Raw genomic sequence first — 25,168 nt, 5'->3', positions numbered from 1 at the left:
CCGCTCAGGGAGCGCGGTGGTCCCGCCGGGGGCCGGCGCCGTCCGGTACTTCGCCGTCGGAGCCGCACAGTTCGGCGTTGAGTTCTTCCACCAGCTGGACGAGGTCGGTGGGCCGGTCCGGTCCCCACCAGTCCCCCAGCAGCTCCGACAGCGAGTCCTCCCGGGCCTCGGCCAGTCTGACGGCGGCCGTGAGCCCGTCCTCGGTGAGCAGCAGTTGCACGCCCTCCCGGCGGACCAGGGCGCGTTCCTCCAGCTGCCGGGCCCCGTCGGTGATCGCCCGCAGGGGTACGGGGGTGGTGTCGGCCAGCAGCGCCGGTTCCACGGTCCCGTGGCGGCGGATCCGCAGCAGCAGCCAGCCGGCCGCCGGCAGCATGTCGTACCCCGCCTTCGCTGTGATCTTCTCGTACAGTCCGCGCCGGCCCTCGCGGGAGCCGAGGACGGACAGGGCGCGGGCGCACTCCTCGCGGGAGGAGCGTTCGACGGGGTTGGACGCGAGGGTCTGGGTGGGTTCGGGCGCGGTGACGGAGCCGCGCAGCCGGTCCTCGTGGAGGAACCAGGCCACGATGAACGCGATCAGGACCACGGGGACCGCGTAGAGGAAGACGTTGGTGATGGCCTCGGCGAAGGCGTGTTTCACGGGCATCCGCAGATCGGCGGGGAGCCGGGTGATGGCCTTCGGGTCGGCGGCGACGGCGGCGGCGGTCCCCGGGGGGACGCGCCGCCCGGAGAGCGCGTCGGCGAGCAGGTCGTTCAGCCCGTTGGAGAAGACCGTTCCGAAGACGGCGACGCCGAAGGCGGCCCCGATGGAGCGGAAGAAGGTCGCGCCGGAGGTGGCGACGCCCAGGTCGGCGTAGCTGACGGAGTTCTGCACGACCAGCACGAGGACCTGCATGACGAGGCCGAGTCCGGTGCCGAAGACGAAGAGGTAGACGCTGATCTGCCAGGTGGAGCTGTACTCGGTCAGCCGGTGGAGCAGCCCGAGGCCGATCGCGGTGACCCCGGTGCCCACGATCGGGAAGACCTTCCAGCGGCCGGTACGGCTGACGATCTGCCCGGAGACGGTCGACGCGAGGAGCAGCCCGACGACCATCGGCAGCATGTGCACGCCGGAGAGGGTCGGGGTGATGTCGTGGACGACCTGGAGGAACGTCGGCAGATAGGTCATCGCGCCGAACATCGCGAAGCCCACGATGAAGCTGATGACGGCGATCAGGGTGAAGGTGCGGATGTGGAAGAGCCGCAGCGGCAGCACGGGTTCGGCGGCCCGGCGTTCGACCGGGATGAAGACGGCCAGGAGCACCGCGCCGAGGAGCGCGAGGCCGATGATCTGGGGCGAAGCCCAGGCCCACGTGGTGCCGCCGAGGGAGGCGACGAGGACCAGGCAGGTCGCGACGGCGGCGATGAGGAAGGTGCCGAGGTAGTCGATGGTGTGCGGGTTGGAGCGCTTCGGGATGTGCAGGACGGCCGCGATGACCAGCAGGGCGACGGCCCCGATGGGCAGATTGATGTAGAAGACCCAGCGCCAGCTGAGGTTGTCGGTGAAGAAGCCGCCGAGGAGGGGTCCGAGGACGCTGGACGCGCCGAAGACGCCGCCGAACAGGCCCTGGTACTTGCCCCGCTCGCGGGGCGAGACGATGTCGCCGACGATCGCCATCGAGAGCACCATGAGCCCGCCGCCGCCCAGGCCCTGGAGCGCGCGGAAGCCGATGAGCTGCGGCATGTTCTGGGCGACGCCGCAGAGGGCGGAGCCGATGAGGAAGATGACGATGGCGGTCTGGAAGAGCTTCTTGCGGCCGTACTGGTCGCCCAGCTTGCCCCAGAGCGGGGTCGCGGCGGTCGACGCCAGCAGATAGGCGGTGACGACCCAGGACAGATGCTCCAGACCGCCGAGGTCGCTGACGATGGTGGGCAGGGCGGTGGAGACGATCGTCTGGTCGAGCGCCGCGAGCAGCATCCCGAGGAGGAGGGCGCCGATGGAGACCATGACGGCCCGCTGGCTCTGTCCCTCGCCGGGCACGGGTGCCGCCGGGGCGGACGGGGGCCCGGCCGCCGCTTCCTGCGCCATGGGCGTCTCCGTCCCACTCCGTCTGCTGGACCGCGCGCCGCGCCCGGCGTGGGGCGCGTCCACTCCATCCTGTGCGGTCCGGGCGCATCCGGCCCGCTGAACGGTCCGGGGGTGGCGTCCGGCGGGCCCGGTTTTGTATCGTTACGAAACAAAGCGCGCCCCGTCCGCACTCCCTGACCGGCGGACGGGGCCGCCTTTCCCCGGGATTACGGAGCACCACCATGCCCAAGACCACCGCCCTCACCGCCCGCGCGCTGCTGTTCGACATGGACGGCACGCTCGTCGACTCGGACGCGGTGGTGGAGCGGCTGTGGCGGGAGTGGGCCGTGGGGCACGGGCTCGACCCGGAGGCGGCCCTGAAGATCGTCCACGGCCGTCAGGGGTACGCGACGATGGCGGTGCTCCTGCCGGACCGCCCGATGGCCGAGAACCACGCCGAGAACGCGGTGATGCTGGCCCGCGAGACGGCCGACGTGGACGGCGTGGTGCCGATACCCGGCGCCCCGGAGTTCCTGGCGGCGGTCGCGGAGCTGCCGCACGCCCTGGTGACCTCGGCGGACGCGGCCCTCGCGGGCGCCCGGATGGCGGCGGCCGGGCTGCCGATGCCGGCCGTGCGGATCACGGCGGAGTCGGTGGGGGCGAGCAAGCCGGACCCCGAGGGCTTCCTCAAGGCGGCGGCCGAGCTGGGGTTCGCGCCCGGGGAGTGCGTGGCGTTCGAGGACTCGGAGGCGGGGATGGCCTCCGCGAAGGCGGCGGGCATGGCGACGGTGGGGATCGGGGCGCGGGCCGTGGCCTTCGACCCGGACCTGCCGGTGGCCGACCTGCGAGCACTCGCGGTGACGGTGTCCCCGGACGGCCTGATCACCCTGACCCTGCGCGCCACTACGGCCTGACCCGCGGGCCGCCCGCACCTCTACGAATGCGCCCTCGCGCTGCCCGACCCGCGTCGGTACGAGGACGTCGCGCTCGTCCGGGGCCCGGGCCACCTGACCCGCGTCGGTACGAGGACGTCGCGCTCGTCCGGGGCCTCGCCCTGCCTGACCCGTGTCGGTACGGGGTCCCGCACCCCTCCTCCCCCCGCTGGGGGTACCGGCCGCCCTCCGGCTGGTCCGTGGGCGGGGGTGCAGGGTCGCCCCCGCAGGGGATCGGCGGACCTACCGGGTCAGTGGGACAGCCGCTTTGCGCTCGCCGACCCCGAGGAGGTGAGCCCGGAGGCCCCGCCAACCCGCACCACACCCGCGCCCGGGGCAGGCCGCACAAACCCGCCTCGCCAACGTCGCCCCGAACAAACCCACCTCGCCGACGATCACCCGGCAAAAACCAGCCTCGCCGGCGTTTGAGGCGCGGGGGCCGCGGGGGCTGGCCCCCGACAACCCCCCGCGCCCCGCCAGCCGCTCCCCCGACCAGTCCCCGAACCCCTGCGCCTCAAACGCCGGCGAGGCTGATTTTTGTGCGGGCTCTCGTCGGGGGCCAGCCCCCGAAACCCCCGCGCCTCAATCTCCCCCAGACTTCGTCCGGGGGGACCCCCAAGAGGCTGAATTTTGCCAGGTCATCGCCGGCGAGGCGGGATTTGTGCGGGCTCATCGCGGGCCAGGCTGAGTTTTCCGGGTTGCCGCAGGGGCGGACAGGCCCCCGCGCACACGGCATGTGCGGGCCACCGTCGGGGGCCGGCCCCCGACAACCACCCGCACCCCCACCCGCTACCCGGTGATCGCCTCGTACAGGCTGAACCCCGCCAACGCCAGCATCAACCCCGCCGCCACCTTCGTGATCAGCTTCAGCGGCACGTACTTCATCAGCGTCCGCCCGCCGAGGATCCCGATCCCGGCCACGGCCCACAGCGCGAGCACCGCGCCGAGCCCGACGGAGACGGGGTCGTCGTAGCGGGCGGCGAGGTTCGCGGTCATGATCTGGGTCAGGTCGCCGAATTCGGCGACGAGGATCAGCATGAATCCGGCGCCGGAGACCTTCCAGAAGGACTGGTCGGCCGGTGCCTTGATCGCTTCGCCGTCGTCGTCGTGCTTGCGCAGCAGCAGGACGAGCGCGCCCGCGAGGAAGAGCACGCCGACGACCGCCTGGACGAGCCGCTGCGGCAGCAGGGTCAGTACGCTGCCGGCCGCGATGGCCAGGGCGACATGGACGGCGAAGGCGGCGGCGACACCGGCGAAGACGTAGGACGCGCGGTAGCGGGTGCCGAGCATGAGACCGGCGAGTGCGGTCTTGTCGGGCAGCTCGGCGAGAAAGACGACGCCGAAGGTGATCGCCATGATGGTGAAGCTGACCACGGGTGGATTCCTCAATCGGTCGGGCTGCCCGTACCGAGAGACCTGCTGTAGGAGGGGTCGCTTCGGCACGGCAGCGTCGATGGACACTGCGGCCGAAGGTCTCGCTGGCGGGTCGGGCCGGGATCGGGATGGTCCGATGTCCGGCGCCGGGGGCCGCCTCCGGGCGCCGGCCGGGCACGAGGCCCGGCAGTATGTCGACGTTCCGGCGAAGAGCTACTCCCCTTCTGCTCCGTCCAGGGTACGCCACGGCCCGCCGGCCGGCCGTGCGACGGGCTCAGGCGCCGCCGCGCCGCCCGCCCGGGCCGTCGCGGTGCAGCCGGCCGCGCGCGACCAGCTCCAGGGCCACGGCGACCGCGACCACCTGCACGGCCATGAGCCCGACCAGGACGAAGAGCTGCACGGCCCCGGCGAGCAGGGGTGACGCACCGCCGAGCAGCATGCCGACGAACGCGCCGGGCAGGGTGACGAGCCCCACGGTCCGGGTCTGGTCCAGGCCGGGGAGCAGGGCGTCGGCGGCCGGGGCCCGTGCGACCTCCATCCGGGCGTCGCGGTCGAGCAGCCCGAGGGCCTGTCCGGCCTCGACCTCGCCGTGCCGGGTGTGCAGCTCGTCGAGGGCCCGCCGCCCGGCGAGGACGGTGGCGGTGAGCGCGCCGCCGATGAGGATCCCGGCGACGGGGATGAGGGCGATTCCCTTGAGCGGCACCAGCCCGGTCAGGAGCAGCGCGCCGACGACGGGGAAGACGCCTGCCGCGATGGGCGCCCCGGCCCACCACCAGGTCCCGTTCGGGGTGATCCGGCGCCCGGCCGTCCGTACGGCGACCGCGTACATCAGCAGGACGAAGGCGAGGAGCAGCGGCAGCCGGCCGACGACCCAGCCGATGACGAGGGAGACGGCCGCGAGCTGTGCGGCGGCGCGGACGCCCGCGGTGAGGATCTCCCGTCCCCGCCCCAGATGGGTGACGGCGGCGACCACGGCGGCCACCACCAGCAGGACGCCGAGGACCACGCCGAAGACCGCGTTCACCGTCAGGAGCACGGCGCAACCCTAACGGCGCACGCCCCCACCGGCACCGAAGCCCTCCTCCTCCCCGTCCCCACCCCCACCAAGTTCGAACAGTCACGCGAAAGTGTCGATCCATCAGAACACTTGCTCTGTCGTGTCCATGACGCCACCCTGGTTCCGGCATGACATCCGGTCAGCCGCCCCCCCACTCCCGAGGAGTCCCCATGCCGGGCCGCTACGCGCGTCACCACCGCCGCCCCGCCGTCCTGTTCAGCGCCGCCGCCCTCGCCGTCACCGGGCTGCTCGCCACCGCGCCCGGCGCCCAGGCCGCCCCGCCCACCCCGGTCGACGCCGCCACCGCCCGCGCGTACCTCGCCCGGCTCACCGTGGCCCCCGAAGGCTCCTCCAGCGGCTACAGCAGGGACCGCTTCCCCCACTGGAGCACCGTGTCGGGCGCGTGCAACACCCGCGAGACGGTGCTCAAGCGCGACGGGGTGAACGTGGTCCAGAACGCGAGCTGTGCCGCCGTCAGCGGCAGCTGGTTCTCCGAGTTCGACGGCGCCACCTGGACCGCCGCGTCCGACGTGGACATCGACCACGTCGTCCCGCTGGCCGAGGCCTGGCGCTCCGGCGCCAACAACTGGACCACCGCCCAGCGGCAGGGCTTCGCCAACGACCTCGCCCGCCCGCAGCTCATCGCCGTCACCGACAACGTCAACCAGGCCAAGGGCGACAAGGACCCGGCCGAGTGGCTGCCGCCGCGCACCTCGTACGTCTGTACGTACACCCGGATGTGGGTCCAGGTGAAGCACCACTACGCGCTGACCGTGGACGCGGCCGAGAAGAACGCGATCCAGAGCGCCCTCGCCGGCTGCTGACCGCCCGGCGGCCGGGCCCGGACGGCTGAGCCGGGCCCGGCACACCGCCACGCCCCGTACCCCGGCGCCCGTTCCTTCCGTACGGTACGGAGGGCTCCTTCCGTACGGCACGGAGCGACCGACGAGGCGGGGAGGGCCACGGATGACGGCCACGACCCCCGGGCTGCGCCTGGGACCACTGCTGCGGTACGTCGACTGGGAGACCGGCACCACCGCGACCGTCTGGGTGGAGGCCGACGGCCCCCGCACGGCCGAGATCCGGTGCGCGGACGGCGCCGGCGGCTCGGCCACCACCTTCCGGATCGCGGGCCACCACTACGCCCTGGTCGAGGTCACGGGGCTGACCCCGGGCACGACCACGGCGTACGAGGTGCTGCTCGACGGCCACCGGGTCTGGCCGGAGCCAGGCTCGGCCTTCCCCCCGTCCACCGTCACCGCGCCCGCCGTGCCCGCCCCGGGGGTGACGGTCGCCTTCGGCTCCTGCCGGTGGGCCGCCCAGCCCACCGACGGGCCCGACCCCCTCGGCGGGGACGCGCTCGACGCCCTCGCCGGCCGGCTGGCCACCGACCCGGCCGCCGTCCGCCCCGACGTCCTGCTCCTCCTCGGCGACCAGGTGTACGCGGACGAGGTCTCGCCGGCCACCCGCGACTGGCTCGCCGGCCGCCGCGATCTGCGCGAGGCCCCGGGGGCGCAGGTGACGGGGTACGAGGAGTACACGCGGCTGTACGAGGAGTCCTGGCGCGACCCCGAGGTGCGCTGGCTGCTGTCGACCGTGCCCAGCTGCATGATCTTCGACGACCACGATGTCATCGACGACTGGAACACCAGCGCCGCGTGGGTGACGCGGATGCGGGCCACGCCCTGGTGGCACAAGCGGGTGACCGGCGCGCTCATGTCGTACTGGGTCCACCAGCACCTGGGCAACCTCTCCCCCGCCGAACTGGCGGCCGACCCCCTGTGGAACACCGTGCGGACCGCTCCCGACGGCACCACCGCGCTGCGCGACTTCGCCGAGCTGGCGGAGGCGGACCCGGCCACCGCCCGCTGGAGCTACCGGCGGGACTTCGGCCGTACCCGGCTGGTGATGGTGGACACCCGCGCCGGGCGGGCCCTGGAGGAGGGGAGCCGCTCGATGCTGGGCCCGGCGGAGGAGCGCTGGCTGGACGAGCAGACCCCGGCCGCGCGCGGCTCCTACGACCATCTGCTGATCGGGACCTCGCTCCCCTGGCTGCTGCCGCCGCTGGCGCACGACCTGGAGGGCTGGGACGCGGCGCTCTGCCGGGGCGCGCGCGGCGGGCCCGACGGGTCCTGGGCGCGGCTGGGCGAGTGGCTGCGGCGCCGGTTCGACCTGGAGCACTGGTCGGCGTTCCCCGTCTCCTTCGCCCGGCTGGCCCGGCTGATCGCGCGGGCGGGCGGGGGGCCGGGGGCGCCCGCGACGGTCTGCGTGCTGTCGGGCGACGTCCACCACGGGTATGTGGCCGAGCCCCGGTGGCCGGGCGGCACCGGGCCCGTGGCGCGGGTGGCGCAGCTGACCTGTTCGCCGCTGCACAACTCGATCTCGGGAACCATCCGGTGGGGGATGGTTCTCGGCTGGACCCGGGCGGGCCGGATCTGCGGCGGGCTGCTGGCCCGGCACGGGCGTACGGCGCCGCCGCCGGTGCGCTGGCGGCGGACGGGCGGCCCGTGGTTCGGCAACCAGCTGATGACGCTGACGCTGCGGGGGAGGTCGGCGCGGCTGCGGGTGGAGCGGGTGGGGCCGCCGGGGGCGGGCCTGGTGACGGTGGAGGAGCGCGAGCTGTCGGCCGGCGGCGGAGGGCGCTCCCGGCCCGGGGCCTGACGGGACCCGTGGACGACTGGGATCCCTGGACGCCGGGGAGCCGTCGCTGTCGGGGACCTGTCATGAGATTCGGATGAGAAAGCACCCATCCGGAGTTGTTGAACTTGCAAGTAATAATCCGGCGACCCTACTTTGGGGGCCCCACGAACACACACCCCCCACAGACCTCACAGGAGCCCCCCATGGCCAACACCTCCCTGCCCGGCAGCCTGGACCGGGCACAGCCGTACGCGCTCGGGCTGTACCGGATCGTCATCGGCCTCCTCTTCGCCTGTCACGGGGCGGCCTCGCTCTTCGGCGTCCTCGGCGGCGCCAAGGGCGGCGGCACCGTGGACGCCGGCGTCTGGCCCTACTGGTACGCGGCGGTGATCCAGCTCGTCGCCGGCGGCCTGGTGATGCTGGGCGTCGGCACCCGCAGCGCCGCGTTCGTCGCCTCCGGCTCGATGGCGTACGCCTACTTCGTCAACCACCAGCCCGACGGGCTCTTCCCGATGGAGAACTTCGGCGAGCTGTCCGCGCTCTTCTGCTGGGCGCTGCTGCTGCTCGTCTTCACCGGCCCCGGCGCGCTGTCGCTGGACCGGCTGCTCCCCCGCCGGAGCGGAGCCGCCGACCGGCGGGAACGCACCTCGGTCCCGGCCTGACCCCGGACGGCGCAGCCGTGCGCACAAAGTGATGATCACAACATCAGCGGCCCCCCGGGTGATCCCCGGGGGGCTCCCGGCGTACGCTGTACAGCTGATACTGCCGCCACACCGACCGTCTCCACCGTCGCGGCAAAGAGCCACGGGAAACGCGAAAACGGGGAGAACAAGGTGCTGGAGAGTCTGGGGTCGCTGACCAGCAGTCCCTGGATCTATGCGGTGGTCGCCCTCTCCGTACTGCTCGACGTCTTCCTGCCGGTGCTGCCGAGCGGCGTCCTGGTGATCACCGCGGCCACCGCGGCGGCGGCCGGGTCGACGGCGACCCAGGTCGCGGGCGCCGGCCAGGTGCCGAAGGACGTGCCCTCGCTGCTGCTCCTGGTGCTGTGCGCGGCGACCGCGTCGGTCCTCGGCGATCTGTTCGCCTACCGGCTGGCCCGGCGCGGCGGCGACCGCTTCGACCGGGCCATCGCCCGGTCCCGCCGGCTCACCCGCGCTCAGGCCCGGCTCGGCGCGACCCTCAGCCGGGGCGGCGGCGCCCTGGTGGTGGTCGCGCGGTTCGCCCCGGCGGGCCGCTCGGTGGTCTCCCTCGGCGCGGGCGCGGCCCATCGGACGGTCCGGGAATTCCTGCCCTGGTCGGCGGTGGCCGGTGTGGTCTGGGCCGGGTACAGCGTGGGCCTCGGCTACTTCGGCGGCCAGTGGCTGGGCGCGAGCTGGTTCGGCGTCGCGGTCTCCGTGGTCGCCCTCTTCGGCGCGGGCGCGCTGGCGGCGTACGTCATGCGGCGCCGCCCGGCCCCGGCGGCGGCCGTCCCGGGCCAGCAGGGCGCGGCCCCGTCGGTGGCCCCCAGGACCGCCTGCGCCGACGCCTGACCTTTCACCGCTGCCCTGCCGCGTGGCTCTGTACGGGCTGTTCGGCGACGGCGGCGGGGCGCCGGTGTCCGCCGCCCCGCACCTCCAGCCCGTCGAGCAGCGCGTGGGTGGCCGCCGCGATGTCGTCGACGGCCCGGTCGAACACCTCGCGGTTGTGCGCGGCGGGCGCCCGGAAACCGGAGACCTTGCGTACGTACTGGAGGGCGGCGGCCCGGATGTCGTCGTCGGTGGCCTCCTCGGGGAGGACGGGCGGACGGAGCGTCTTGATGCTGCGGCACATGTGTTCAGTGTGCCTCCGCCGCGGCGACCCGATCCAGCGCTCCGGCGTTCCTGCGTTGATCGGGGGTTACGGGTGCGTTCAGTGGATCACGAGCCCGCCCAGGGCCAGCGCCTCCAGGAGATCCCGCTCCCCCAGCAGGTCGGGATCGGCGAGGGCGACGGCGACCGCGTCCCGGTCCGCGGGGTCGTACCAGACCACCGCCCGGTCACCGGCGCGCGGCAGCTCGTCCCGGGCGAAGGCCGCGGTCCTGGTCACCGAGCGGGCCTCACCCGCCCGGTCCGTGAACCACACGGTGAAGTGCAGCCTCGGCCGTTCCCCGATGACCAGCCCCGACTCCCGTGCCACGGTGACCACGCCCCGGGTGCGCACCCCGGTCGCGCAGACCGTCCGCGTGCGGGCCACGCGGCGCCGCTCGGCGTGCTCGTATCCGAGGGACACCCAGATCCGCAGCACCACGAGGAACAGCAGCACGGCGGGCACCCAGTACTGCGCGGTCCAGGCGGCCCAGGGGCCGGCGCCCCACGCCTCGCCCGCCCCGCCGGCCGGGTCGGCGAAGCGCCCGGTCTCCGGGGGCCGGCGCCACAGCGAGCGGGCGCCCAGGACGATGCCCACCGCGATGCCCGTGTTCACGACGGTGGAGGAGAGGGCCGACTGGAGGGTGGGGCCGAGCCGTTCCAGCAACGGTCCCCGCAGGCCCACGCCGGTCAGCGAGCCCGCGAGCAGCGCGGCGAAGAAGGCCCAGAGCAGCCCGGGGGTGTCGTTCGGGGGTTCGGTGCCGTCCGCGAGGTAGAGGCTGCCGACGGGGTGGCTCGCGAGGTCGGCGAGCGCGGTGCCGAAGAGCGTCCAGAGCCCGCCGTACACGACCAGGCCGAGCACGGTACGGACACCCGCGGGGGGCCGGCCGCTGTCCTGGAGCGGCGCGCGCCGGCGTCGCCCGGCGGCTGGATCGACCGTGGACATCGGACCCCCACACAGAGACGGGTTGGCGAATCATCCGCACTGTAGGCAGCGCCGGGGCGGGGCGGTAGCCCTGTCGCCGGTCCGATTCGGCCCGGCCCCGCCCGGCGCGCGAGGGCCCGGCGCGCGGTCGGCGCCGGGCCTTCGCCGGGTGGGTGTCACGGGGGTGTCACTGGGCCCAGCGCGTCACGTAGGCGATCTCGCAGCTGACCTTCCCCTCGACTTCCTCCTGTCCGCGCAGCGACTTGTCGGTGGACTGGCCCTGGGCGACGCCGTCGACGTTGGCGACGCCCTTGGTGACGCTGTTGCCCTCGGCGTCCACGAAGACGACATCGATGACGTAGTTGCTGGTGGAGCTGGAGTTGTTGGTGATGTTGACGACGGCGGTGGGGAGCTTGCTGGACTCGTCGACGGAGCAGGACTTGACTGTCGCGTCCTTCTTCGCCGGGCGGCCCGGTTCGGATGTCGTCTCGGTGACGGTGGTGGGATCGGAGTCGCCGGAGCCGATCACGTAGAACACCAGCCCGCCGGCGATCGCCAGACCGGCGAGCACGCTGAGGGTGATGACCAGGCCGGCTCGGGACTTCTTCGGGGGCGGCGGTGGCGGGGGCGGGGGGAACGCCGGCTGCTGCCCGGTGGACCAGTCGCCCTGCTGACCGTTGGACCAGTCGTTCTGCTGGCCCCGGGCCCAGTCGTCCTGCTGTCCCCAGGGGGCTTGGGGAGGCCGTTGACCAGGCGAGGGCTGCGGAGATGAGTCGTACACGGAACCGTCCAGGATGCGCACAGTTAAGGGAGCGTCACCCTAGGGCAGATTATGAAGATATATGAGATGGTCATCCGAACTGTTACCAAATGGCCTATACCACTTGGCCAACTACCCCCTCTGACAAGGGAGTTCACAAAAGGCACTCTTGTGGGCCCTTCGCGCGACTGCTGCTATAGCAACAGAGTCGTTATCCCGCTGGGGGGTCCGGTGGACGGGTTGAGGGTCACCGCGTGGCAGCGTTCCGGGCACGACCGGCTCTATGTGAACCTCCCGGACGGCACGTCGGTGGGGTGGGCGGACCGCCGCTCGGGGCAGGTCGTCTGCCTGCGGCCGAGCTATCGCGACGCGGTCCTGGACGCACTGGCCCGGCACACGCCGACAGCGGCCCACTCCCCCGAGGCACCACCGCCGCCGCCCCGTTCGGCGCTGCCGCCCCTGACCCCGGAGAACGACCTCGCCCGCCGGGGCCCCTCGGGCCTCGTCGAAAGGGCCCTGCGCCGGGACCCGCTGCGCACCCGGCCGCCCGGAGAGCGCCGCGTGGCAGCCGAGTTGGGGCGTTTGACCCGGTACGGGTGGCATGTGCTGCACGGAATCCCGCTGCCGCGAGCGTCGGATCTCGGCCATCTGCTGATCGGCCCCGGCGGGGTGTTCACCGTCGACACCCTGCACTGCCCGGGTGCGGCGGTCCGGGTCGACGCGACGACGGCGACGGTCGGGGCCGGCCTGCCCCTGTCCTGCCCGGCGGAGAGCCGCGCCGGGGCCCTGAGGGTCCGTACGGCACTGGAACGCCACTGCGGCTTCCCGGTCCCGGTCCAGCCGGTGCTGGTCTTCACGGGAGTGACGGCCCTGACGGTCGACCCGGCCCTGTCCGACGTCCGCGTCTACCAGGACCGCCAGATCTCGGCCCTGGGCTCCCTCACCGGCACCCTCGCCCCGGACCGCGTCACCCACCTCTTCACGACGGCCCGCGACCGCCGGGCCTGGCTGGACGCGTGAGGGGGGCCGGTCCGGGCCATCCCGTGATGACCTTGCCCCGCCCGGCCGGCCGATCAAGACTGGGGCGATCCACTCGGACGGACACAAGGGGGAGACGGAACCATGGCGAGACCACAGGGCGCACACACGGTGAACTACCTGATCTGGCAGCGCGAGACCGGATCGGACGGCCCGTCGGTGTCGTTCTCACTGCCACTCGATCACGACCCGGACCTGATGGACGCCTTGGCCGAGGCGGCGGCACAGGGCATGGTCGACAAGCTGAAGGCGCTCAACCCGACCATCCCGGTCCGGGTGGGCCGCGGCTACGACTGCAAGGTCCCGGGCGCCCCCTGGCCCACGAACCCGGCCTGAGCAGGCCTCCCCCGTGGCACCCAGGGAGTGGTGTGTTCCAGGTCAGGTCTGTGCGGGAAGGGCGTCGAGGGCCAGACGCCAGGGGTACGCCCTCTTCTCTCCGGGTGCATGGGGAGTGAAGCCGCCGTCCCCGTAGAGCACGGTGACGCCTGCCGCTCGAAGTGTCTCGATGGACCGGGGAACCTGGGGATGTTCGGCGTAGGCGGCGTTCACGCACGGCATCACCCACATCGGGATCCGCTTCCCGATGCCCTCGGCGACCACGCCCACCACGAAGGCGGACGTCAGCCCGAGAGCCCAGCTGTTCAACGTGTTCGCGGTCGCGGGGGCGAAGAGGATCGCGTCAGCACGGGGCCAGACGTCGGGTTCGCCCGGGCGCTTGTACCGTGACCGCACGGGGTGTCCGGTGAGCTTCTCCAGTCCGGCCAGATCACCGACCAGCCATTCCGCCGCTGTCGGCGTCAGCCCGAGGCAGACGTCCCACCCGAGCCCTTGGGCCTCGCGGATCACGTCACCCACATGGAGTACAGGGGGTGCGGCACTCCCGAACAGGTACAGCGTCGCCATGACCTCATCTGACCACATGCCTTCGCCTTCGGTCCTGACGGATCAAGGGCGACGCTCGGGGCCAACGCCCTTTTGCGTGGGTAGCGTTCCGGATGACGAGTCAGGAACGGAGGCACCCGTATGCCCTCTCTGGACGACGGCCACATCGGCGCGCGCATCAAAGAACAGCGCAGGATTGCCCGGCTCACCCAGCGCGAACTTGCAGCCCGCATGCCCTACTCCTATAGCCTCCTCAACCAGATCGAATGCGGGCGCCGTACCGCCACAAGCGCGTTCTGCACGGCTGTTGCCCGTGCCCTCAGGATCGACGTCCTCGCCCTGACAGGACCATCCTCCGCGAGCAGCGCTCTGCACGACTCCACCGCGATACTCGCCCCCATCCGCGAGGCCCTCGACCTGTACGACCTCGGGCCGGGTGAAGACATCACCGCCCGCCCGCCGGCCGTTCTCGCTGCCGAGGCGGACCGGCTGTGCCGGCAAGTCCGCGCCACCCACCTGGCGAAGGCGTCCAAAGCTCTCCCCGGGCTGATCGTGGAGCTGACGCACACCGTGTGGACGGCACCTTCGACACCGATGTGGCAGGCCCTCGCCTCCGTGTGCCGCACCGCCTCCGACATCGCCCTCAAGAAGGGCAACCTTGACCTTGCGAGCGTTGCCCTCGACCGCATGGCGTGGGCGGCCGAGCACGCCTCCGATCCGTGCCTGGCAGCGATCCGCCAGTACAAGAGGGCCCTCCTCTACAAGGGAGGCGATCAGCACGGCACTGCTCGCCGCCTCGTCTCCGCCGGGCACCGGCTCATTGCCGGGGAGACGTCCCGGGAGGCTCTCGCCGTCGCCGGGCAGCTCCATCTCGGGGCGTCCGCCATCGCTGCCCGCACCGCCGACCAGACCGCAGTCGACACACATCTCGCGACAGCCCGCGAGCTGGCGGACAGGGTGGGTGGGGAGGCGCCCGAGGTCCACTGGCTGTCGTTCGGGCGTCGTAATGCGGCGCTGCACGAGTTCGGCGCCGCAGTCGCGATGCGCCAGTACGACGACGCCCTCGGCAAAGCCCGGAAGATCCGGCTCCCGGCGTCGACCCTCACCAGCAGACGGGCCCGCTTCCTCGTGGACCGGGCGCGCGTCGAGATGGAGACGGGGCACCTGGAGACAGCACTGAAGAGCGTCGCCGAAGCCCGCCGAGTCGCCCCGGAGCAGACCCGCCACTACCCCGGCACCCGGGACACCATCACCGGCCTCGTACATCTGTCCCGTCGCACCCCCGACACCCTCGGGCACATGGCCCGCTGGATCGGGCTGTAAGCAGAGCCCTCACCCGCTCACAAATCTGTGAGCATTGCGGCTATTCCGTCGCGCCACTCTGGATCCCACCTGATCACGACGAAGACGGGGTCCAGGATGACGACAGCACACGAGAATGGCGTCTTTGACAGCCCGGCGCCGGCCGTCGGGCCCGCACTCCTTCAGGGAGAGAGCGCGCCCACCGCCCGGGTGCTTCGGTGCACTCGGTGCGCTGCCGCCCCGCCGGTGCCCGCGCTCGACGCCTTCGCCCGGTGGGCCCTCGATCACACCGTCGACCACCCGGGCCACCTGGACTACCGTCAGGTCGACTCCGACCCGCGCATACCCGCCCCCATGTCCGGCACTCCGGCGGCGGTCTGATGGACATGACCGTCTACCGCCAGTGCCAGGACCACGCCACGGCCGCCGCCACCGCGCTCCGCGAAGCCCTGTCTGCCGTCGGGGTTAGTGAGGACACCTGGCGGGGCATCGGCCCGAAGGTCTCCCGGTTCGGCACCGCGCAGGTGGAGGTGGGCTGTCTGCCCGCCGAGGTGGCGGAGCTGATCACCGCCGCTCTTCGAGCCGTGCCGATACCCGGCTCACAGGACTGACCCGATCTCCGTCCGCCGGGCGCCTGAGGTGCGCCCGTGCGGACGGTTCCTCGGCCCGACCACGCCTCCGGGCCGAGGCCGGGTGCGGCCGGCTGCCCTGTCGGCCGCACCCCCTTCCCCCGCCCACCGCACGGGCGGGAAGAGCCCGCCCCCGCGCCGGATGTTTCCCCCGGCCCGGCCGGGGGCGGGCAACCCCACACCGCCGACCCGGGCGCACGACGGCCCCCACCGGGGCCGGTCCCGGGACGGCAAGCGGGTCACGGCCGCTCGTACAGGTGTCGGCCGCGACCCCCACCCACCACCACACCCAGGAGAACGCGATGGCCCACGCCGACATCGACCCCACCAGCCCACCCCGCCGCCGCATCGGCGCCGTCGTCCTCGTCCAGGACACCACCGGCCGCATCCTCCTCGTACAGCCGAAGTACAAGGACGGCGCCTGGCAACTCCCCGGCGGCGGCGCCCACGCCGGCGAGCCCGTCGCCGACGCCGCCGCCCGCGAGCTGGCCGAGGAAACCGGACTGCGCCTGCGGATCAGCCACTTCCTCGCCGTCGACCACGTCCCCGCCAACCCCGACACCGACTCGGCCGAAGGCTTCAACTTCATCTGCGACGGCGGCACCCTCACCGGCCCCGACGCCGACACCGCCACCATCCCCGAAACCGCACGCCACGAACTCACCGAACTCCGCTGGGTACCCCTCGGACAACTCGGCGAACACACCCAGCCCTACCAGGAACGCCGCATCCGCGCCGCCCTCCTCGCCCACCACCGCAGCGAAGCACAACCCCTCCTCGTCCACGGCAACCCCGTCCGATGACCACCGCAGACAACATCCCCGAACAGCGACCGCACCAGCACGACGGCATCGCTCTGGCCCTCACCGTCCTGACACTCATCGGAATCGCCGGCCCCACCCTCATCCTCGGCGACCACGTCCACCAAGCCGCCACCCAGACCATCACCACCAGCGATAACCCCGAAGCACCCCACTGACCTGCACCGGACCATCCGCGCCCCGTCGCGCCACGGAAGGAAAAGGGAACCCCACTCTCCAGGTGGGAAAGGGGCGGCGCCGTTCCTGCTCCTGGCCTGCCAAGAGGGGCATGATCATTTGGGGGAAATCCAGGAAACGACCTCGTGTGCTGCCAATGCCGCCGTGGCGTAGCCGTGATGTAGGCAGAACGCAGACCACACGGCGAAGGCACAGATCAGAAATCGTCTGACCTGGGCCTTCGTTGCGTGACATGCCAGTCACGCTGGTGGGCGCGGACGGTTTCGAACCGCCGGCATCTGCTTTGTAAGTTCGCTCCTGCCTGGGCCTGGTAGGGGCCGCCTGGTGAACCGGTGCCATGCACGGCTGCGTCGTGACGCCGCCGTCCGGGGTCGTTGATGTCAGCGAAGCAGCTCCGGCACTGGGGCTCCAGGCGGCACAGCCTCCAGTCCCCCACTGAACGGCCGTTGACTCATCACCTGACGACTCGGCAACAGCGAATCTCAATAACTCACACACTGCTAGGCGAAGGCCGCTAGCATGCCGGAGTGATGACACTTTCGGCACCTTCACCCGAACTCTTCGGAATATCGGTTGCAATATTCACCCTAGGCGCAACAATTCTCGGAATCGCCGTAACGCTCGGCAAACATTGGCTTGACGGCGGTCGCCCAAAGGTTTATCTCAATGCCGCAATTTGGGAACCAAACACCACCTTGACGGTTAACCGCTCCGGTGCCTGGGAAGCGAGTTTCGCCGATTTCGAACCTGTCGGCGAACAACACATAGAGCTGGCCCAACTCGTAGTCGAGAATCCGGGACGAACCGCTATCACCGTTTACACTCCGAGCCTCTCAGTAAAGGGAACCCATAAGCGTGACTACAAAATCTCCCCCCGCTCTTATGCACTTCGAAATTTCGGGGCGGATAACTCGACAAGCGCAACGTCACTCCGAATCGAACCGTACGACAGGGTCACCTTTCTATTTGACTACTGGCCTGCGATTCAGCAGGCTCTCGCCGACTCCAAGCACGGAAGTATTAGGTTGCGCGGGTGCGTCCACACTGCCGGCAGGACTAAGCCTCAAATGTCCAGCTCCCGTCGATCCTGGAAGATACGTGTCGGCGACTGGACTTCCCAGTCGACCAAAAAAGAAATATCCCCCTACACTATCCTTTGGCAAGAGCTTTTTAGAGCCAATGTAACAAGGGAGTCAGGAGACGAAGAGGGGGACACCTTTCCCGGCATCCTCCTGGCCGTCACTCTCCGAAAGGCTATGAATAGGTTTACGGAGCGCCCGAGCGCTGAGGAGTTCGAAGAGGCATTGAGCAATGCGGGGATCGAGTACGGATCGGAAAGATTCCAGTATCTTGGAATCTTCTACGGCCGAATGGATGAAATACTAGATCGCCACCAGGGACGATTGTCTCCATGGCGTCCAAATAAATGAGGTCGGTGGAGCGGCTTTGGGCGGGAGCTGCCATGGGGCGAGAGATCGGGGCCCGTAAGCTTCCGGCGACTCGGGCGGTCTGTAGACCTGCCCGCAATGGCCCGATATGGACCCCGATCTTCGAGGCTCGCCCCATGGTGGCTGCCTAAAGCCGTGGAGCCGACCCCCAGCCACAGAGGGGTTCTCTCCCACCTGTCATGGCGCACTGTCGCGGGCTCGGTCGGCGGTCCGGGCTGGAGCGGGGCGGAGACAGGAGCGGCGGCCCGGACGACGGGCCGCGCAGCGAGCGGAGCGAGGCGCATTGAACCAGTAGGGAAAGTTTGAATCACGCCCCTGAGGGCTCGGGGTGGCTGGTCCTTCCCGGAGGTCCCGGTGGTGTGGTGTCTGGGTATGGGGATGAGTAGCAGAAGCGGTTGACGGCACTCAGGGGCACGGCTTCGTGCGCTGAGGGCTGAGGCCAGCCTGACCTGTGCCGTGCTGGCGAGTCAGGCTGGCGTCGGGCAGCCGACCGTGTCCAAGGTCGAGAACGGTCGAATGGTTCCTAGTCCCGATGTCCTCGACCGGCTCTCCCGCACCCTGGAGCTGGATGCCCCGACGCGGACCGAGGTGGATGAGCTGCTGGCGGTGGTGGAGGCAGCGCCTCCCTCTGGGGAGCATCGCCCGGCTGATCCGTTCGTTCCAGTGCGTGGTTCTCCCCGCGATGCTCCAGATCGCCGCCAGGCCCCCGTCCGGGAGTGATCACGGACGTTGATGTCAGAAGTGGATGTCAAAGGCCCCCCGCCATGATCGGCGGGGGGCCTTTGTGCTGGTGGGCGCGGACGGTTTCGAACCGCCGACATCTGCTTTGTAAGAGCAGCGCTCTACCCCTGAGCTACGCACCCGTGGATGAAAGGACAGGGTACATGCCGCCCGGGGAGGCGCCGCAAACCCGTTCCCTTTCCGTGGTGGCGGGGTGGCGGGGTCGCGGAAGGGGGGGCTGGCCCCACCCCGGAGAGGGTGGTGGGCCCGATCGTGCCGGGGCCCGTGGGTGGCTAGCGTCGACGGGGTCGGCAAGGCGGAGCGGTGCGGGTGAGAGGGAGTGGGCGGCATGGGCGGGAGTCGGGGGCGGCGGGGCTTGGTGGCTGTCGGTGGGGGTGGGGTGCTCGTGGCGCTGCTCACGGGGTGCGGGGCCGCCGATGCCGGGGAGGCGGCCGTGGAGCGGAAGGCGTTCCCCTTCTCCGGGAAGGTTCTCACCGTCGACAGCGACAACTCGGCCGTACGCGTGATCGCCGCCGATGTGTCGCGGGTGGAGGTGACCCGGCAGGTCGACGGGTGGGTCTTCGCCGGGAGCGGGCCGGAGAAGTCCTGGAAGCTGGCCGACGGCCGGCTGACCCTGCGGATGAAGTGCACGGGTGTCGTCAGCGACTGCGAGGGGCGGCACACCGTACGGGTGCCCCACGGGGTCGACGTCACCGTGAAGAACGACAACGGCGAGGTGACGGCCTCCGGGTTCCGGACCCCGCTGCGGATCAGCTCGGACAACGGGAAGGTGACCGTACGCGACACCACCGGCCCCCTCGACCTCCGCAGCGACAACGGCCAGGTGGTCACCGAACGGGTCCGGGCCGCGACCGTGAAGGTCAGGACCGACAACGGGAGCGTACGGATCGGGGTGCGGGAAGGAGCCGTCCCCGAGCGGGTGGATGTCGCCACCGACAACGGGGCCATCCGGGTCGACCTGCCCCGCGCGGGCGCCCCCTACGCCGTGGACGCCCACAGCGAGAACGGGAAGACGGACGTGGACGTGGCCCGCGACGGCAGCAGCCCCCGCGTGGTGACGGCCCGCAGCGACAACGGGAAGGTCACCGTGCGCGGCGTGTGATCAGCGCCGGAAGGGAGGGAAAGGGGCGGGAAAAGGGGGCGGACCGGCAGGCCCGTGTGTTCGTCGGGACCAGGTGGGAGAATGTACCGGGTACGACGACACAGCACGGGAGAGGGATGTGACGGCGAAACACACGCGGCCGCGGACAACAGCGACAGCGGGTGCCGCCCGGTCCCTCCTCACCCTGGTCCTGCTGCCGCTTCCGCTGCTGGCAGTCACGGCCGCCGGGTCCTTCACCGGCGGGGGTGCCCGGCGCTGGTTCGGCGGTGGGCGCTGGGAGAGCAACCGGGCCGAGGCCCAGGCCGCCAAGGACGCCGCTGCCGCCGCCTTCTACGAGCTGGACAGCGCCCAGCGCGAGCTGCGGATCTCCCTGGAGACGATCACGGCCGTCGACAGTTCCCCGCAGGCCCGGCGGCTGGTGGACGACTTCGCCGCGCTCGGGCGGCGGATCGACGAGGTGAGCCACCGCTATATCGAGGCGGTGGACTCCTACGACCTGGACCGCGAGGATCTCGACCCCTCGCTCGCCGCGCAGGCCCGTGGCCGGCTGAACGGCGCCAGGGACGAGCTGACGGCGACCAGGGGCGAGCTGGACCGGTTCGCCTCGGGGCTCGGTCCGCTGCTGGAGCGGGCCGAGAACCAGCTCGCCCGGCTCGCCCCCGCCGTCGAGCGGGCGAGAGCGGCGCTCCTCGCCGCGAGCAATGCTCTCGATTCGGTGCGGGGCTCCGGGCTGCGCGCGGACCATCTCGCCACCCGGCTCGCCGCCCTCGCCCCCGAGCTGACCCTCCTCAACCAGGGCGCCGGCCGCCACGGCGTGTCCGACACCCTGCACCGCGCCGACCGGGTGCTGCGCGAGGCCGAAGCCGTGCGCGCCGAGGCCGAGCGGCTGCCCGAGCGGGCCGCCGAGACCGACCGTCGGATCGTCTCCCTCCGGACCCGCGCCGAGGCCCTGACCACCCGGGCCGAGGCCGTCGAACCGATCCTGAGCGAGCTGCGCCGCCGCTTCTCGGCCGCCTGCTGGCAGGACCTCCAGCCGGTGCCCGAGGAGGCCGCCACCGCCGTCCGGCAGGCCGAGGAGAAGCTGCGGGAGGCCGCCCGCGCCCGCGAGGACCAGCGCTGGCCGGACGCCACCGCCCTGCTCGGCACCGTCCGCGCGCTGCTGAACACCGCCGACGAGGCCGTCTCCGCCGCCGGGGAGCGGCTGCGGCAGCTCGACGCCGTCGCGGCGGACCCCGGGCAGGAGATCGAGCGCACCCGCTTCGCGGTACGCGACGCGCAGCGCCTCGCCATGGTCGGCCGCCACACCCCCGACCCTCGGCACGCCCGGCCGCTGGACGACGCCGCCGCCCGGCTGGACCGGGCCGTCGACGCCCTGACCGGCCGGCACCCCGACTACTGGCGCTTCCTCAACGAGACCGACGCCGTCCGGCGGTCGGCCGCCCAGGTCGTCGAACGGATCCGCGAGGAGCGCGCCGGTTCCTGACCGGCGTCCCCGCGACGGACGACGGACCACCCGCCCCGAACGGACCGCGTAGCCTGGGCACATGCCTCGATACGAATTCCGCTGCCGCAGCTGCGGCGACACCTTCGAAGTGAGCCGGCCGATGGCACAGTCGTCCGACCCCGCCGCCTGCCCCGCCGGGCACGAGGACACCGTGAAGCTGCTCTCGACCGTCGCCGTCGGCGGTACGAGCCAGGGTGCCGCGCCCGCCCCCGCCCCGGGTGGCGGCGGTGGCGGCTGCTGCGGAGGCGGCTGCTGCGGCTGACCGCCCGGCCGGCCCTCCCCCCCGCCCCACGGACCCGGACGGCCACAAGCGCCCACGGACCCGGACGGCCACAAGTGCCTACGGACCCGGACGGACCCGGAACCGAACAGACCCGGACCGGCACCGACCCGGACCGTCACCGACCCCGACGGCTACGAACCCAGATAGCGCAGCACCGCCAGCACCCGCCGCGAGTACCCCGACGTCCTCGGCAGCTCCAGCTTGTCGAAGATCGCGTTGATGTGCTTCTCCACCGCGCTCTGCGACACGTACAGCCGCTCCGCGATCGCCGCGTTCCCGTGGCCCTGCGCCATCCGCGCCAGCACGTCCCGCTCTCTCGGTGTCAGCCGGGAGAGCGGGTCGGCGCGGGTGCTGCGGGCCAGGATCCGGCGGACGACCTCGGCATCGAAGGCCGCCTCCCCGCGCCCCACCCGCTCCAGCGCGTCCAGGAACTCGTCCACCTCGGCCACCCGGTCCTTGAGGAGGTACCCGACGCCGCCCGCCTCCCGGCCCGTGTCGCCGGCGAGGAGTTCGGCGGCGTACCGCTTCTCCACGTACTGCGACAGCACCAGCACCCCCACCCCCGGCCACAGGCGCCGGATCTCCAGGGCCGCCCGGATGCCCTCGTCGGTGTGGGTCGGAGGCATCCGGACATCCACCACCACGACGTCCGGCCGCAGCCGCGCGACCGCCTCCGCGAGCCCGTCCGCGTCGCCGAGCGCCGCCAGGACCTCGTGGCCCTCCTCGGCGAGCAGCCGTACCAGCCCCTCCCGCAGCAGGGTCGAGTCCTCCGCCAGGATCACCCGCACGGCAGCTCCGCCGTGACGACGGTGGGCCCGCCGGCCGGGCTGTGCACGCCGAACCGGCCGTCGAGGGCCGCGACCCTGCTCGCCAGGCCGGTGAGCCCGCCGCCCCTCAGGTCGGCGCCGCCCGAGCCGTCGTCCTCGACCCGGACCCGGAGGGTGTCGCCGGCGCGCCGCACGGTGACCTCGACCCGGGTGGCTTCGGCGTGCTTGACGACGTTGGTGACCGCCTCGGAGACCACGAAGTACGCCACCGTCTCCACCGGCCGCTCCGGCGGGTCGGCGACTTCGCAGGCGAGCCGGACGGGCAGCGGGGTGCGGTCGGCGACGGTCTCCAGGGCGGCCCGCAGCCCCGCCTCGTCCAGCACCGTCGGATAGACCCGCCAGGCGACCTCGCGCAGCTCGGTCAGGGCCCGCCGGCTCTCCTCGTGGGCCTGGAGCAGCAGCCGGCCGACGCGCTCGGGGTCGCCGCCCCGGCGGGCGCGGCCGATCAGCATGCCGAGGGCGACGAGCCGCTGCTGCACCCCGTCGTGGAGATCGCGTTCGATCCGGCGGCGTTCGCCGTCGACGGCGGCCATGACTTCCGCGCGGCTGGTGGCGAGCTGGGCGATGCGCCGCTCCAGCGCGTCCCGCCGGCCGGGTTCGAGGAGTCGGCGGGCGAGCCACCACTCCAGCAGGACGGTGGCGTGGGCACCCTGCGCGGCGAGGACGACGAGGAAGAGTCCGAGGAGTCCGGTGACGAGGACCGCCCAGGGGTACTCGATGGAGGTGAAGAGCCAGCCGAGGGCGGCGAAGCCCGTCCAGGAGAGGCCGACGGCGCCGAGGGCGAGCACCAGGCCGCCGAGGAGGCCCAGGGGGATCCGGGCCGCCAGGTAGCGGACCGCCCGGTCCGGCTCGGGCGGGGCCGGGAGCCGCCGCCCGTACCAGCGCTCCAGGCGGCGCAGCTCGGCCCGGGTGAGCCGGACGGCGAGCGCGCCCGGCACCCGGCGGGGGCGGCCCGCGGCGGCCGGGCGGATCAGGGCCGGCAGCAGCAGGGGGAGCAGCGGCAGGGCGAGTGCCGCCCCGGCGAGCGCGGTGAGCGCCCCGAGGGCCAGTCCGGTGGTGCCGCGCACGGCTCGAAGGACGCTCGCGGGCTCATGTACCGTACGGGGGCGACCGGTTCCGCTCGTCATCGGGTCCTCCCGGGGGTGGCGCGGGCGGGGCCGAGCGGTTCCCCCGGGGTTCGTCCTCCGGGGTCCCGCAGGTCTTTGTGCATGATCGACAACGCTAGTCGTCGGTCGAGTACCGCACACTGGGGTAAACCACAGAACCCTCTGAGGCTGTCTTCAGGCTGCTTTCAGCTGCGGTTTTCTACTGTGAAAGGCATGGAGCCAATGATCGTCACCAGTGCGGCGGGCGCGGCGAGCGGTGCCCCTGGCTGGGTCACCGACATGATGGAGACTCTGGGCGCCCCCGGAGCCGGCATAGCCATCGCGCTGGAGAACCTCTTCCCTCCGCTGCCCAGCGAGGTGATCCTGCCGCTCGCGGGCTTCACCGCGAGCACGGGCAAGATGAATCTCTACGCCGCGCTGCTGTGGACCACCATCGGTTCGGTGGTCGGCGCCCTCGCGCTGTACGGGGTGGGCGCGCTGCTCGGCCGGGAGCGCACGATCGCCATCGCGTCGAAGCTGCCGCTGGTGAAGATATCCGACATCGAGAAGACCGAGGCCTGGTTCGCCAAGCACGGCACCAAGGCGGTCTTCTTTGGCCGGATGATTCCGATCTTCCGCTCGATGATCTCCGTACCAGCCGGTGTGGAGCGGATGCCGGTCGGGATATTCCTGCTGCTCACCACGGTGGGCAGTGCCATCTGGAACACGATCTTCGTGATGGCCGGCTATCTGCTCGGGGAGAACTGGGACCAGGTGGCGGGGTATGTCTCGACCTACTCCAAGGTGGTGCTGGGCTTCGCCGGCCTCGCCGTGCTCGTCTTCATCGGCATGCGCGTGATGAAGCCGGGAGCGGGCAACCGGCGCAAGTAGCCGTACACGGATACAGACACAGCCGGAAAGGCCCGGCGGGTATCACTCCCGCCGGGCCTTCGCCGTCCCGGAGCCGTCAGCCCCGCACCCCCGCGAGGAAGCGGCGCAGGATCTCCTCACCCGCCGCCGCGCCCCGCTCGGTCAGGGCCGTCACGCCGGGCGCGCTCCAGCCGCTCTCCGCGAGTTCCCCGTGGCCGGGGCGGAACGCCTGGTCGGCGGCGAGCAGGAGATCGGCGTCGAGGAGGGAGTCGCCGGCGGCGAGGGTCCGGGTCGTGCCGGTGCGGCGGGCGACCTCGTGGAGGGCCGCGCTCTTGGTGAGCGGGCGCGGCACCGCGTACACCTTGCGGCCCTGGAGCGACACGGACCAGCCCCGGGGCCCGGCCCACGCGGCCAGCTCGCCCGTCCAGCCGTCGGGGAGCCGCGCGCGGTCCACGACAAGGTAGGCGAACAGGTCCTCGGCGGTGCGCTCCTTGAGCAGCCAGGCGGGGTCGGCGGTGGCGGTGAGCCGGGCACGGACCTCGGCGAGCGGCACGCACTCGGCCGCGATCCTCGCCTCGACCCCGCGCCGCCAGTCCCGGTCCGGTTCGCCGTCGACGAGGATCTCCCCGCCGTTGGCGCAGATCGCGTACGCGGGTGGCCGGCCGGGGAGCCGGATCCGGCCGTACTGGGTACGGGTGCGGGTGGTCGCGGGGACGAAGACGGCCTCGTCCGCAAGATCGGTCAGCAGTGCGGCGGCGGTCTCGGTGAGGTAGGACAGCGGCGCGCGCTCGTAGACCTCGACGCAGAGCAGCCGGGGGGCCTCGGCGTCGGGGGCGGCCAGTTCCAGGGCGCGGGCCGAGTAGATCAGCGTACGGTCGAGATCGCTGGCGACGAGGGTGCTCAC

Annotated in this window: 28 protein-coding genes and 1 tRNA gene; 18 read left to right on the top strand and 11 right to left on the bottom strand. The window is 72.1% G+C overall.

All coding sequences use genetic code 11. The features are described from left to right. Window positions 1-4: 4 nt before the first annotated feature. The gene (locus SYYSPA8_RS06550) at window positions 5-2,065 is read right to left on the bottom strand and encodes an MDR family MFS transporter (RefSeq protein ID WP_323445987.1); all 2,061 of its coding nucleotides are present in this window, start codon (window positions 2,063-2,065) and stop codon (window positions 5-7) included. A gap of 221 nt (window positions 2,066-2,286) precedes the next feature. Between SYYSPA8_RS06550 and SYYSPA8_RS06545 the strand changes: the two genes are divergently transcribed. Then, window positions 2,287-2,958 (top strand): HAD-IA family hydrolase, encoded by a 672-nt coding sequence (locus SYYSPA8_RS06545; RefSeq protein ID WP_323445986.1) that lies wholly within the window; start codon window positions 2,287-2,289, stop codon window positions 2,956-2,958. 807 nt (window positions 2,959-3,765) lie between these two features. Here the strand turns inward: SYYSPA8_RS06545 and SYYSPA8_RS06540 are convergent. Both SYYSPA8_RS06540 and SYYSPA8_RS06535 read right to left on the bottom strand, forming a co-directional pair. Continuing rightward, complete coding sequence (locus SYYSPA8_RS06540; protein WP_323445985.1) at window positions 3,766-4,350, bottom strand: TMEM165/GDT1 family protein; 585 nt, start codon at window positions 4,348-4,350, stop codon at window positions 3,766-3,768. Window positions 4,351-4,624: 274 nt separating this feature from the next. Further along, entirely contained in the window at window positions 4,625-5,386 is a 762-nt protein-coding gene (locus SYYSPA8_RS06535) for an ABC transporter permease (RefSeq protein WP_323445984.1), read from the bottom strand. A 191-nt stretch (window positions 5,387-5,577) separates the two neighbouring features. Between SYYSPA8_RS06535 and SYYSPA8_RS06530 the strand changes: the two genes are divergently transcribed. From SYYSPA8_RS06530 to SYYSPA8_RS06515, 4 genes are all read left to right on the top strand, one after another. Continuing rightward, window positions 5,578-6,231 (top strand): HNH endonuclease family protein, encoded by a 654-nt coding sequence (locus SYYSPA8_RS06530; RefSeq protein WP_323445983.1) that lies wholly within the window; start codon window positions 5,578-5,580, stop codon window positions 6,229-6,231. A gap of 142 nt (window positions 6,232-6,373) precedes the next feature. After that, window positions 6,374-8,068 carry an alkaline phosphatase D family protein gene (locus SYYSPA8_RS06525; protein ID WP_323445982.1) on the top strand — a complete coding sequence of 565 codons (1,695 nt, stop codon included), beginning with the start codon at window positions 6,374-6,376 and terminating at the stop codon, window positions 8,066-8,068. 182 nt (window positions 8,069-8,250) lie between these two features. Next, complete coding sequence (locus SYYSPA8_RS06520) at window positions 8,251-8,709, top strand: DoxX family protein (RefSeq protein ID WP_323445981.1); 459 nt, start codon at window positions 8,251-8,253, stop codon at window positions 8,707-8,709. A gap of 171 nt (window positions 8,710-8,880) precedes the next feature. Next, on the top strand, window positions 8,881-9,576 hold the full coding sequence (locus tag SYYSPA8_RS06515; RefSeq protein WP_323445980.1) for a DedA family protein: 696 nt from the start codon (window positions 8,881-8,883) through the stop codon (window positions 9,574-9,576). A gap of 4 nt (window positions 9,577-9,580) precedes the next feature. Here SYYSPA8_RS06515 and SYYSPA8_RS06510 read toward each other — a convergent pair whose 3' ends face one another. From SYYSPA8_RS06510 to SYYSPA8_RS06500, 3 genes are all read right to left on the bottom strand, one after another. Next, window positions 9,581-9,856 (bottom strand): DUF2277 domain-containing protein, encoded by a 276-nt coding sequence (locus SYYSPA8_RS06510; protein ID WP_323445979.1) that lies wholly within the window; start codon window positions 9,854-9,856, stop codon window positions 9,581-9,583. A gap of 78 nt (window positions 9,857-9,934) precedes the next feature. Continuing rightward, window positions 9,935-10,816 carry a DUF3592 domain-containing protein gene (locus SYYSPA8_RS06505; RefSeq protein WP_323445978.1) on the bottom strand — a complete coding sequence of 294 codons (882 nt, stop codon included), beginning with the start codon at window positions 10,814-10,816 and terminating at the stop codon, window positions 9,935-9,937. Between the two features lie 166 nt (window positions 10,817-10,982). Continuing rightward, window positions 10,983-11,576, bottom strand: a complete 594-nt coding sequence (locus SYYSPA8_RS06500; RefSeq protein ID WP_323445977.1) for a hypothetical protein — start codon at window positions 11,574-11,576, stop codon at window positions 10,983-10,985. A gap of 210 nt (window positions 11,577-11,786) precedes the next feature. Here SYYSPA8_RS06500 and SYYSPA8_RS06495 point away from each other — a divergent pair, with 210 nt between their 5' ends. Together SYYSPA8_RS06495 and SYYSPA8_RS06490 are read left to right on the top strand one after the other, a co-directional pair. Beyond that, window positions 11,787-12,575, top strand: a complete 789-nt coding sequence (locus SYYSPA8_RS06495) for a nuclease-related domain-containing protein (RefSeq protein WP_323445976.1) — start codon at window positions 11,787-11,789, stop codon at window positions 12,573-12,575. Between the two features lie 102 nt (window positions 12,576-12,677). Continuing rightward, window positions 12,678-12,929: a hypothetical protein gene (locus SYYSPA8_RS06490; protein WP_323445975.1), complete on the top strand. Its 252-nt coding sequence runs from the start codon at window positions 12,678-12,680 to the stop codon at window positions 12,927-12,929. Window positions 12,930-12,971: 42 nt separating this feature from the next. Here SYYSPA8_RS06490 and SYYSPA8_RS06485 read toward each other — a convergent pair whose 3' ends face one another. Then, on the bottom strand, window positions 12,972-13,496 hold the full coding sequence (locus SYYSPA8_RS06485; protein ID WP_323445974.1) for a flavoprotein: 525 nt from the start codon (window positions 13,494-13,496) through the stop codon (window positions 12,972-12,974). 120 nt (window positions 13,497-13,616) lie between these two features. Between SYYSPA8_RS06485 and SYYSPA8_RS06480 the strand changes: the two genes are divergently transcribed. From SYYSPA8_RS06480 to SYYSPA8_RS06450, 7 genes are all read left to right on the top strand, one after another. Next, on the top strand, window positions 13,617-14,798 hold the full coding sequence (locus tag SYYSPA8_RS06480; protein ID WP_323445973.1) for a helix-turn-helix domain-containing protein: 1,182 nt from the start codon (window positions 13,617-13,619) through the stop codon (window positions 14,796-14,798). 96 nt (window positions 14,799-14,894) lie between these two features. Beyond that, window positions 14,895-15,158, top strand: a complete 264-nt coding sequence (locus SYYSPA8_RS38475) for a DUF7848 domain-containing protein (RefSeq protein ID WP_456115156.1) — start codon at window positions 14,895-14,897, stop codon at window positions 15,156-15,158. Further along, on the top strand, window positions 15,158-15,388 hold the full coding sequence (locus tag SYYSPA8_RS06470) for a hypothetical protein (protein WP_323445971.1): 231 nt from the start codon (window positions 15,158-15,160) through the stop codon (window positions 15,386-15,388). Before SYYSPA8_RS38475 ends, SYYSPA8_RS06470 begins: the two co-directional genes overlap by 1 nt. 275 nt (window positions 15,389-15,663) lie before the next feature. Next, window positions 15,664-16,209 carry an NUDIX hydrolase gene (locus tag SYYSPA8_RS06465; protein ID WP_323445970.1) on the top strand — a complete coding sequence of 182 codons (546 nt, stop codon included), beginning with the start codon at window positions 15,664-15,666 and terminating at the stop codon, window positions 16,207-16,209. Next, window positions 16,206-16,385: a hypothetical protein gene (locus SYYSPA8_RS06460; protein ID WP_323445969.1), complete on the top strand. Its 180-nt coding sequence runs from the start codon at window positions 16,206-16,208 to the stop codon at window positions 16,383-16,385. Before SYYSPA8_RS06465 ends, SYYSPA8_RS06460 begins: the two co-directional genes overlap by 4 nt. A 546-nt stretch (window positions 16,386-16,931) precedes the next feature. After that, window positions 16,932-17,834 (top strand): hypothetical protein, encoded by a 903-nt coding sequence (locus tag SYYSPA8_RS06455; RefSeq protein WP_323445968.1) that lies wholly within the window; start codon window positions 16,932-16,934, stop codon window positions 17,832-17,834. 474 nt (window positions 17,835-18,308) lie between these two features. Further along, window positions 18,309-18,572 carry a helix-turn-helix domain-containing protein gene (locus SYYSPA8_RS06450; RefSeq protein WP_323445967.1) on the top strand — a complete coding sequence of 88 codons (264 nt, stop codon included), beginning with the start codon at window positions 18,309-18,311 and terminating at the stop codon, window positions 18,570-18,572. 68 nt (window positions 18,573-18,640) lie between these two features. Here SYYSPA8_RS06450 and SYYSPA8_RS06445 read toward each other — a convergent pair. Beyond that, window positions 18,641-18,715: transfer RNA gene (locus tag SYYSPA8_RS06445), tRNA-Val, on the bottom strand. Between the two features lie 206 nt (window positions 18,716-18,921). Between SYYSPA8_RS06445 and SYYSPA8_RS06440 the strand changes: the two genes are divergently transcribed. The 3 genes from SYYSPA8_RS06440 to SYYSPA8_RS06430 all read left to right on the top strand — a co-directional run bounded on the left by SYYSPA8_RS06440 (window position 18,922) and on the right by SYYSPA8_RS06430 (window position 21,461). Further along, a complete protein-coding gene (locus SYYSPA8_RS06440) occupies window positions 18,922-19,695 on the top strand; it encodes a DUF4097 family beta strand repeat-containing protein (RefSeq protein ID WP_323445966.1) in 774 nt (257 codons plus the stop codon). A gap of 118 nt (window positions 19,696-19,813) precedes the next feature. Beyond that, window positions 19,814-21,178 (top strand): hypothetical protein, encoded by a 1,365-nt coding sequence (locus SYYSPA8_RS06435; protein ID WP_323445965.1) that lies wholly within the window; start codon window positions 19,814-19,816, stop codon window positions 21,176-21,178. A gap of 61 nt (window positions 21,179-21,239) precedes the next feature. After that, window positions 21,240-21,461, top strand: coding sequence for an FmdB family zinc ribbon protein (locus SYYSPA8_RS06430; protein WP_323445964.1), 222 nt, complete (start codon window positions 21,240-21,242; stop codon window positions 21,459-21,461). Window positions 21,462-21,613: 152 nt separating this feature from the next. On the opposite strand, the gene SYYSPA8_RS06425 is transcribed toward SYYSPA8_RS06430, so the two are convergent. Together SYYSPA8_RS06425 and SYYSPA8_RS06420 are read right to left on the bottom strand one after the other, a co-directional pair. Then, window positions 21,614-22,270, bottom strand: coding sequence for a response regulator transcription factor (locus SYYSPA8_RS06425; RefSeq protein ID WP_323445963.1), 657 nt, complete (start codon window positions 22,268-22,270; stop codon window positions 21,614-21,616). After that, window positions 22,261-23,376, bottom strand: coding sequence for a sensor histidine kinase (locus tag SYYSPA8_RS06420; RefSeq protein WP_323445962.1), 1,116 nt, complete (start codon window positions 23,374-23,376; stop codon window positions 22,261-22,263). The genes SYYSPA8_RS06425 and SYYSPA8_RS06420 overlap by 10 nt, the downstream gene beginning before the upstream one ends. Before the next feature lie 261 nt (window positions 23,377-23,637). Here SYYSPA8_RS06420 and SYYSPA8_RS06415 point away from each other — a divergent pair, with 261 nt between their 5' ends. Further along, window positions 23,638-24,285, top strand: coding sequence for a DedA family protein (locus tag SYYSPA8_RS06415; RefSeq protein WP_323446330.1), 648 nt, complete (start codon window positions 23,638-23,640; stop codon window positions 24,283-24,285). 76 nt (window positions 24,286-24,361) lie between these two features. Here SYYSPA8_RS06415 and SYYSPA8_RS06410 read toward each other — a convergent pair whose 3' ends face one another. After that, window positions 24,362-25,168 carry an HAD family hydrolase gene (locus tag SYYSPA8_RS06410; protein WP_323446329.1) on the bottom strand — a complete coding sequence of 269 codons (807 nt, stop codon included), beginning with the start codon at window positions 25,166-25,168 and terminating at the stop codon, window positions 24,362-24,364.

Origin of the sequence: Streptomyces yaizuensis (genome assembly GCF_034961445.1) — a bacterium.
GTDB lineage: Bacteria > Actinomycetota > Actinomycetes > Streptomycetales > Streptomycetaceae > Streptomyces > Streptomyces yaizuensis.
Note: the sequence above shows the minus strand (reverse complement) of the source record. Positions and strands in the feature narration are given on the sequence as shown.

Excerpts from the sequence above, each read along its gene's own strand:
- SYYSPA8_RS06505 (WP_323445978.1), bottom strand. The coding sequence starts at position 10,816 with ATGTCCACGGTCGATCCAGCCGCCGGGCGACGCCGGCGCGCGCCGCTC.
- SYYSPA8_RS06520 (WP_323445981.1), top strand. The coding sequence starts at position 8,251 with ATGGCCAACACCTCCCTGCCCGGCAGCCTGGACCGGGCACAGCCGTAC.
- SYYSPA8_RS06545 (WP_323445986.1), top strand. The coding sequence starts at position 2,287 with ATGCCCAAGACCACCGCCCTCACCGCCCGCGCGCTGCTGTTCGACATG.
- SYYSPA8_RS06440 (WP_323445966.1), top strand. The coding sequence starts at position 18,922 with ATGGGCGGGAGTCGGGGGCGGCGGGGCTTGGTGGCTGTCGGTGGGGGT.
- SYYSPA8_RS06530 (WP_323445983.1), top strand. The coding sequence starts at position 5,578 with ATGCCGGGCCGCTACGCGCGTCACCACCGCCGCCCCGCCGTCCTGTTC.
- SYYSPA8_RS06415 (WP_323446330.1), top strand. The coding sequence starts at position 23,638 with ATGATCGTCACCAGTGCGGCGGGCGCGGCGAGCGGTGCCCCTGGCTGG.
- SYYSPA8_RS06490 (WP_323445975.1), top strand. The coding sequence starts at position 12,678 with ATGGCGAGACCACAGGGCGCACACACGGTGAACTACCTGATCTGGCAG.
- SYYSPA8_RS06525 (WP_323445982.1), top strand. The coding sequence starts at position 6,374 with ATGACGGCCACGACCCCCGGGCTGCGCCTGGGACCACTGCTGCGGTAC.
- SYYSPA8_RS06550 (WP_323445987.1), bottom strand. The coding sequence starts at position 2,065 with ATGGCGCAGGAAGCGGCGGCCGGGCCCCCGTCCGCCCCGGCGGCACCC.
- SYYSPA8_RS06510 (WP_323445979.1), bottom strand. The coding sequence starts at position 9,856 with ATGTGCCGCAGCATCAAGACGCTCCGTCCGCCCGTCCTCCCCGAGGAG.
- SYYSPA8_RS06430 (WP_323445964.1), top strand. The coding sequence starts at position 21,240 with ATGCCTCGATACGAATTCCGCTGCCGCAGCTGCGGCGACACCTTCGAA.
- SYYSPA8_RS06460 (WP_323445969.1), top strand. The coding sequence starts at position 16,206 with ATGACCACCGCAGACAACATCCCCGAACAGCGACCGCACCAGCACGAC.
- SYYSPA8_RS06470 (WP_323445971.1), top strand. The coding sequence starts at position 15,158 with ATGGACATGACCGTCTACCGCCAGTGCCAGGACCACGCCACGGCCGCC.
- SYYSPA8_RS38475 (WP_456115156.1), top strand. The coding sequence starts at position 14,895 with ATGACGACAGCACACGAGAATGGCGTCTTTGACAGCCCGGCGCCGGCC.
- SYYSPA8_RS06485 (WP_323445974.1), bottom strand. The coding sequence starts at position 13,496 with ATGGCGACGCTGTACCTGTTCGGGAGTGCCGCACCCCCTGTACTCCAT.
- SYYSPA8_RS06480 (WP_323445973.1), top strand. The coding sequence starts at position 13,617 with ATGCCCTCTCTGGACGACGGCCACATCGGCGCGCGCATCAAAGAACAG.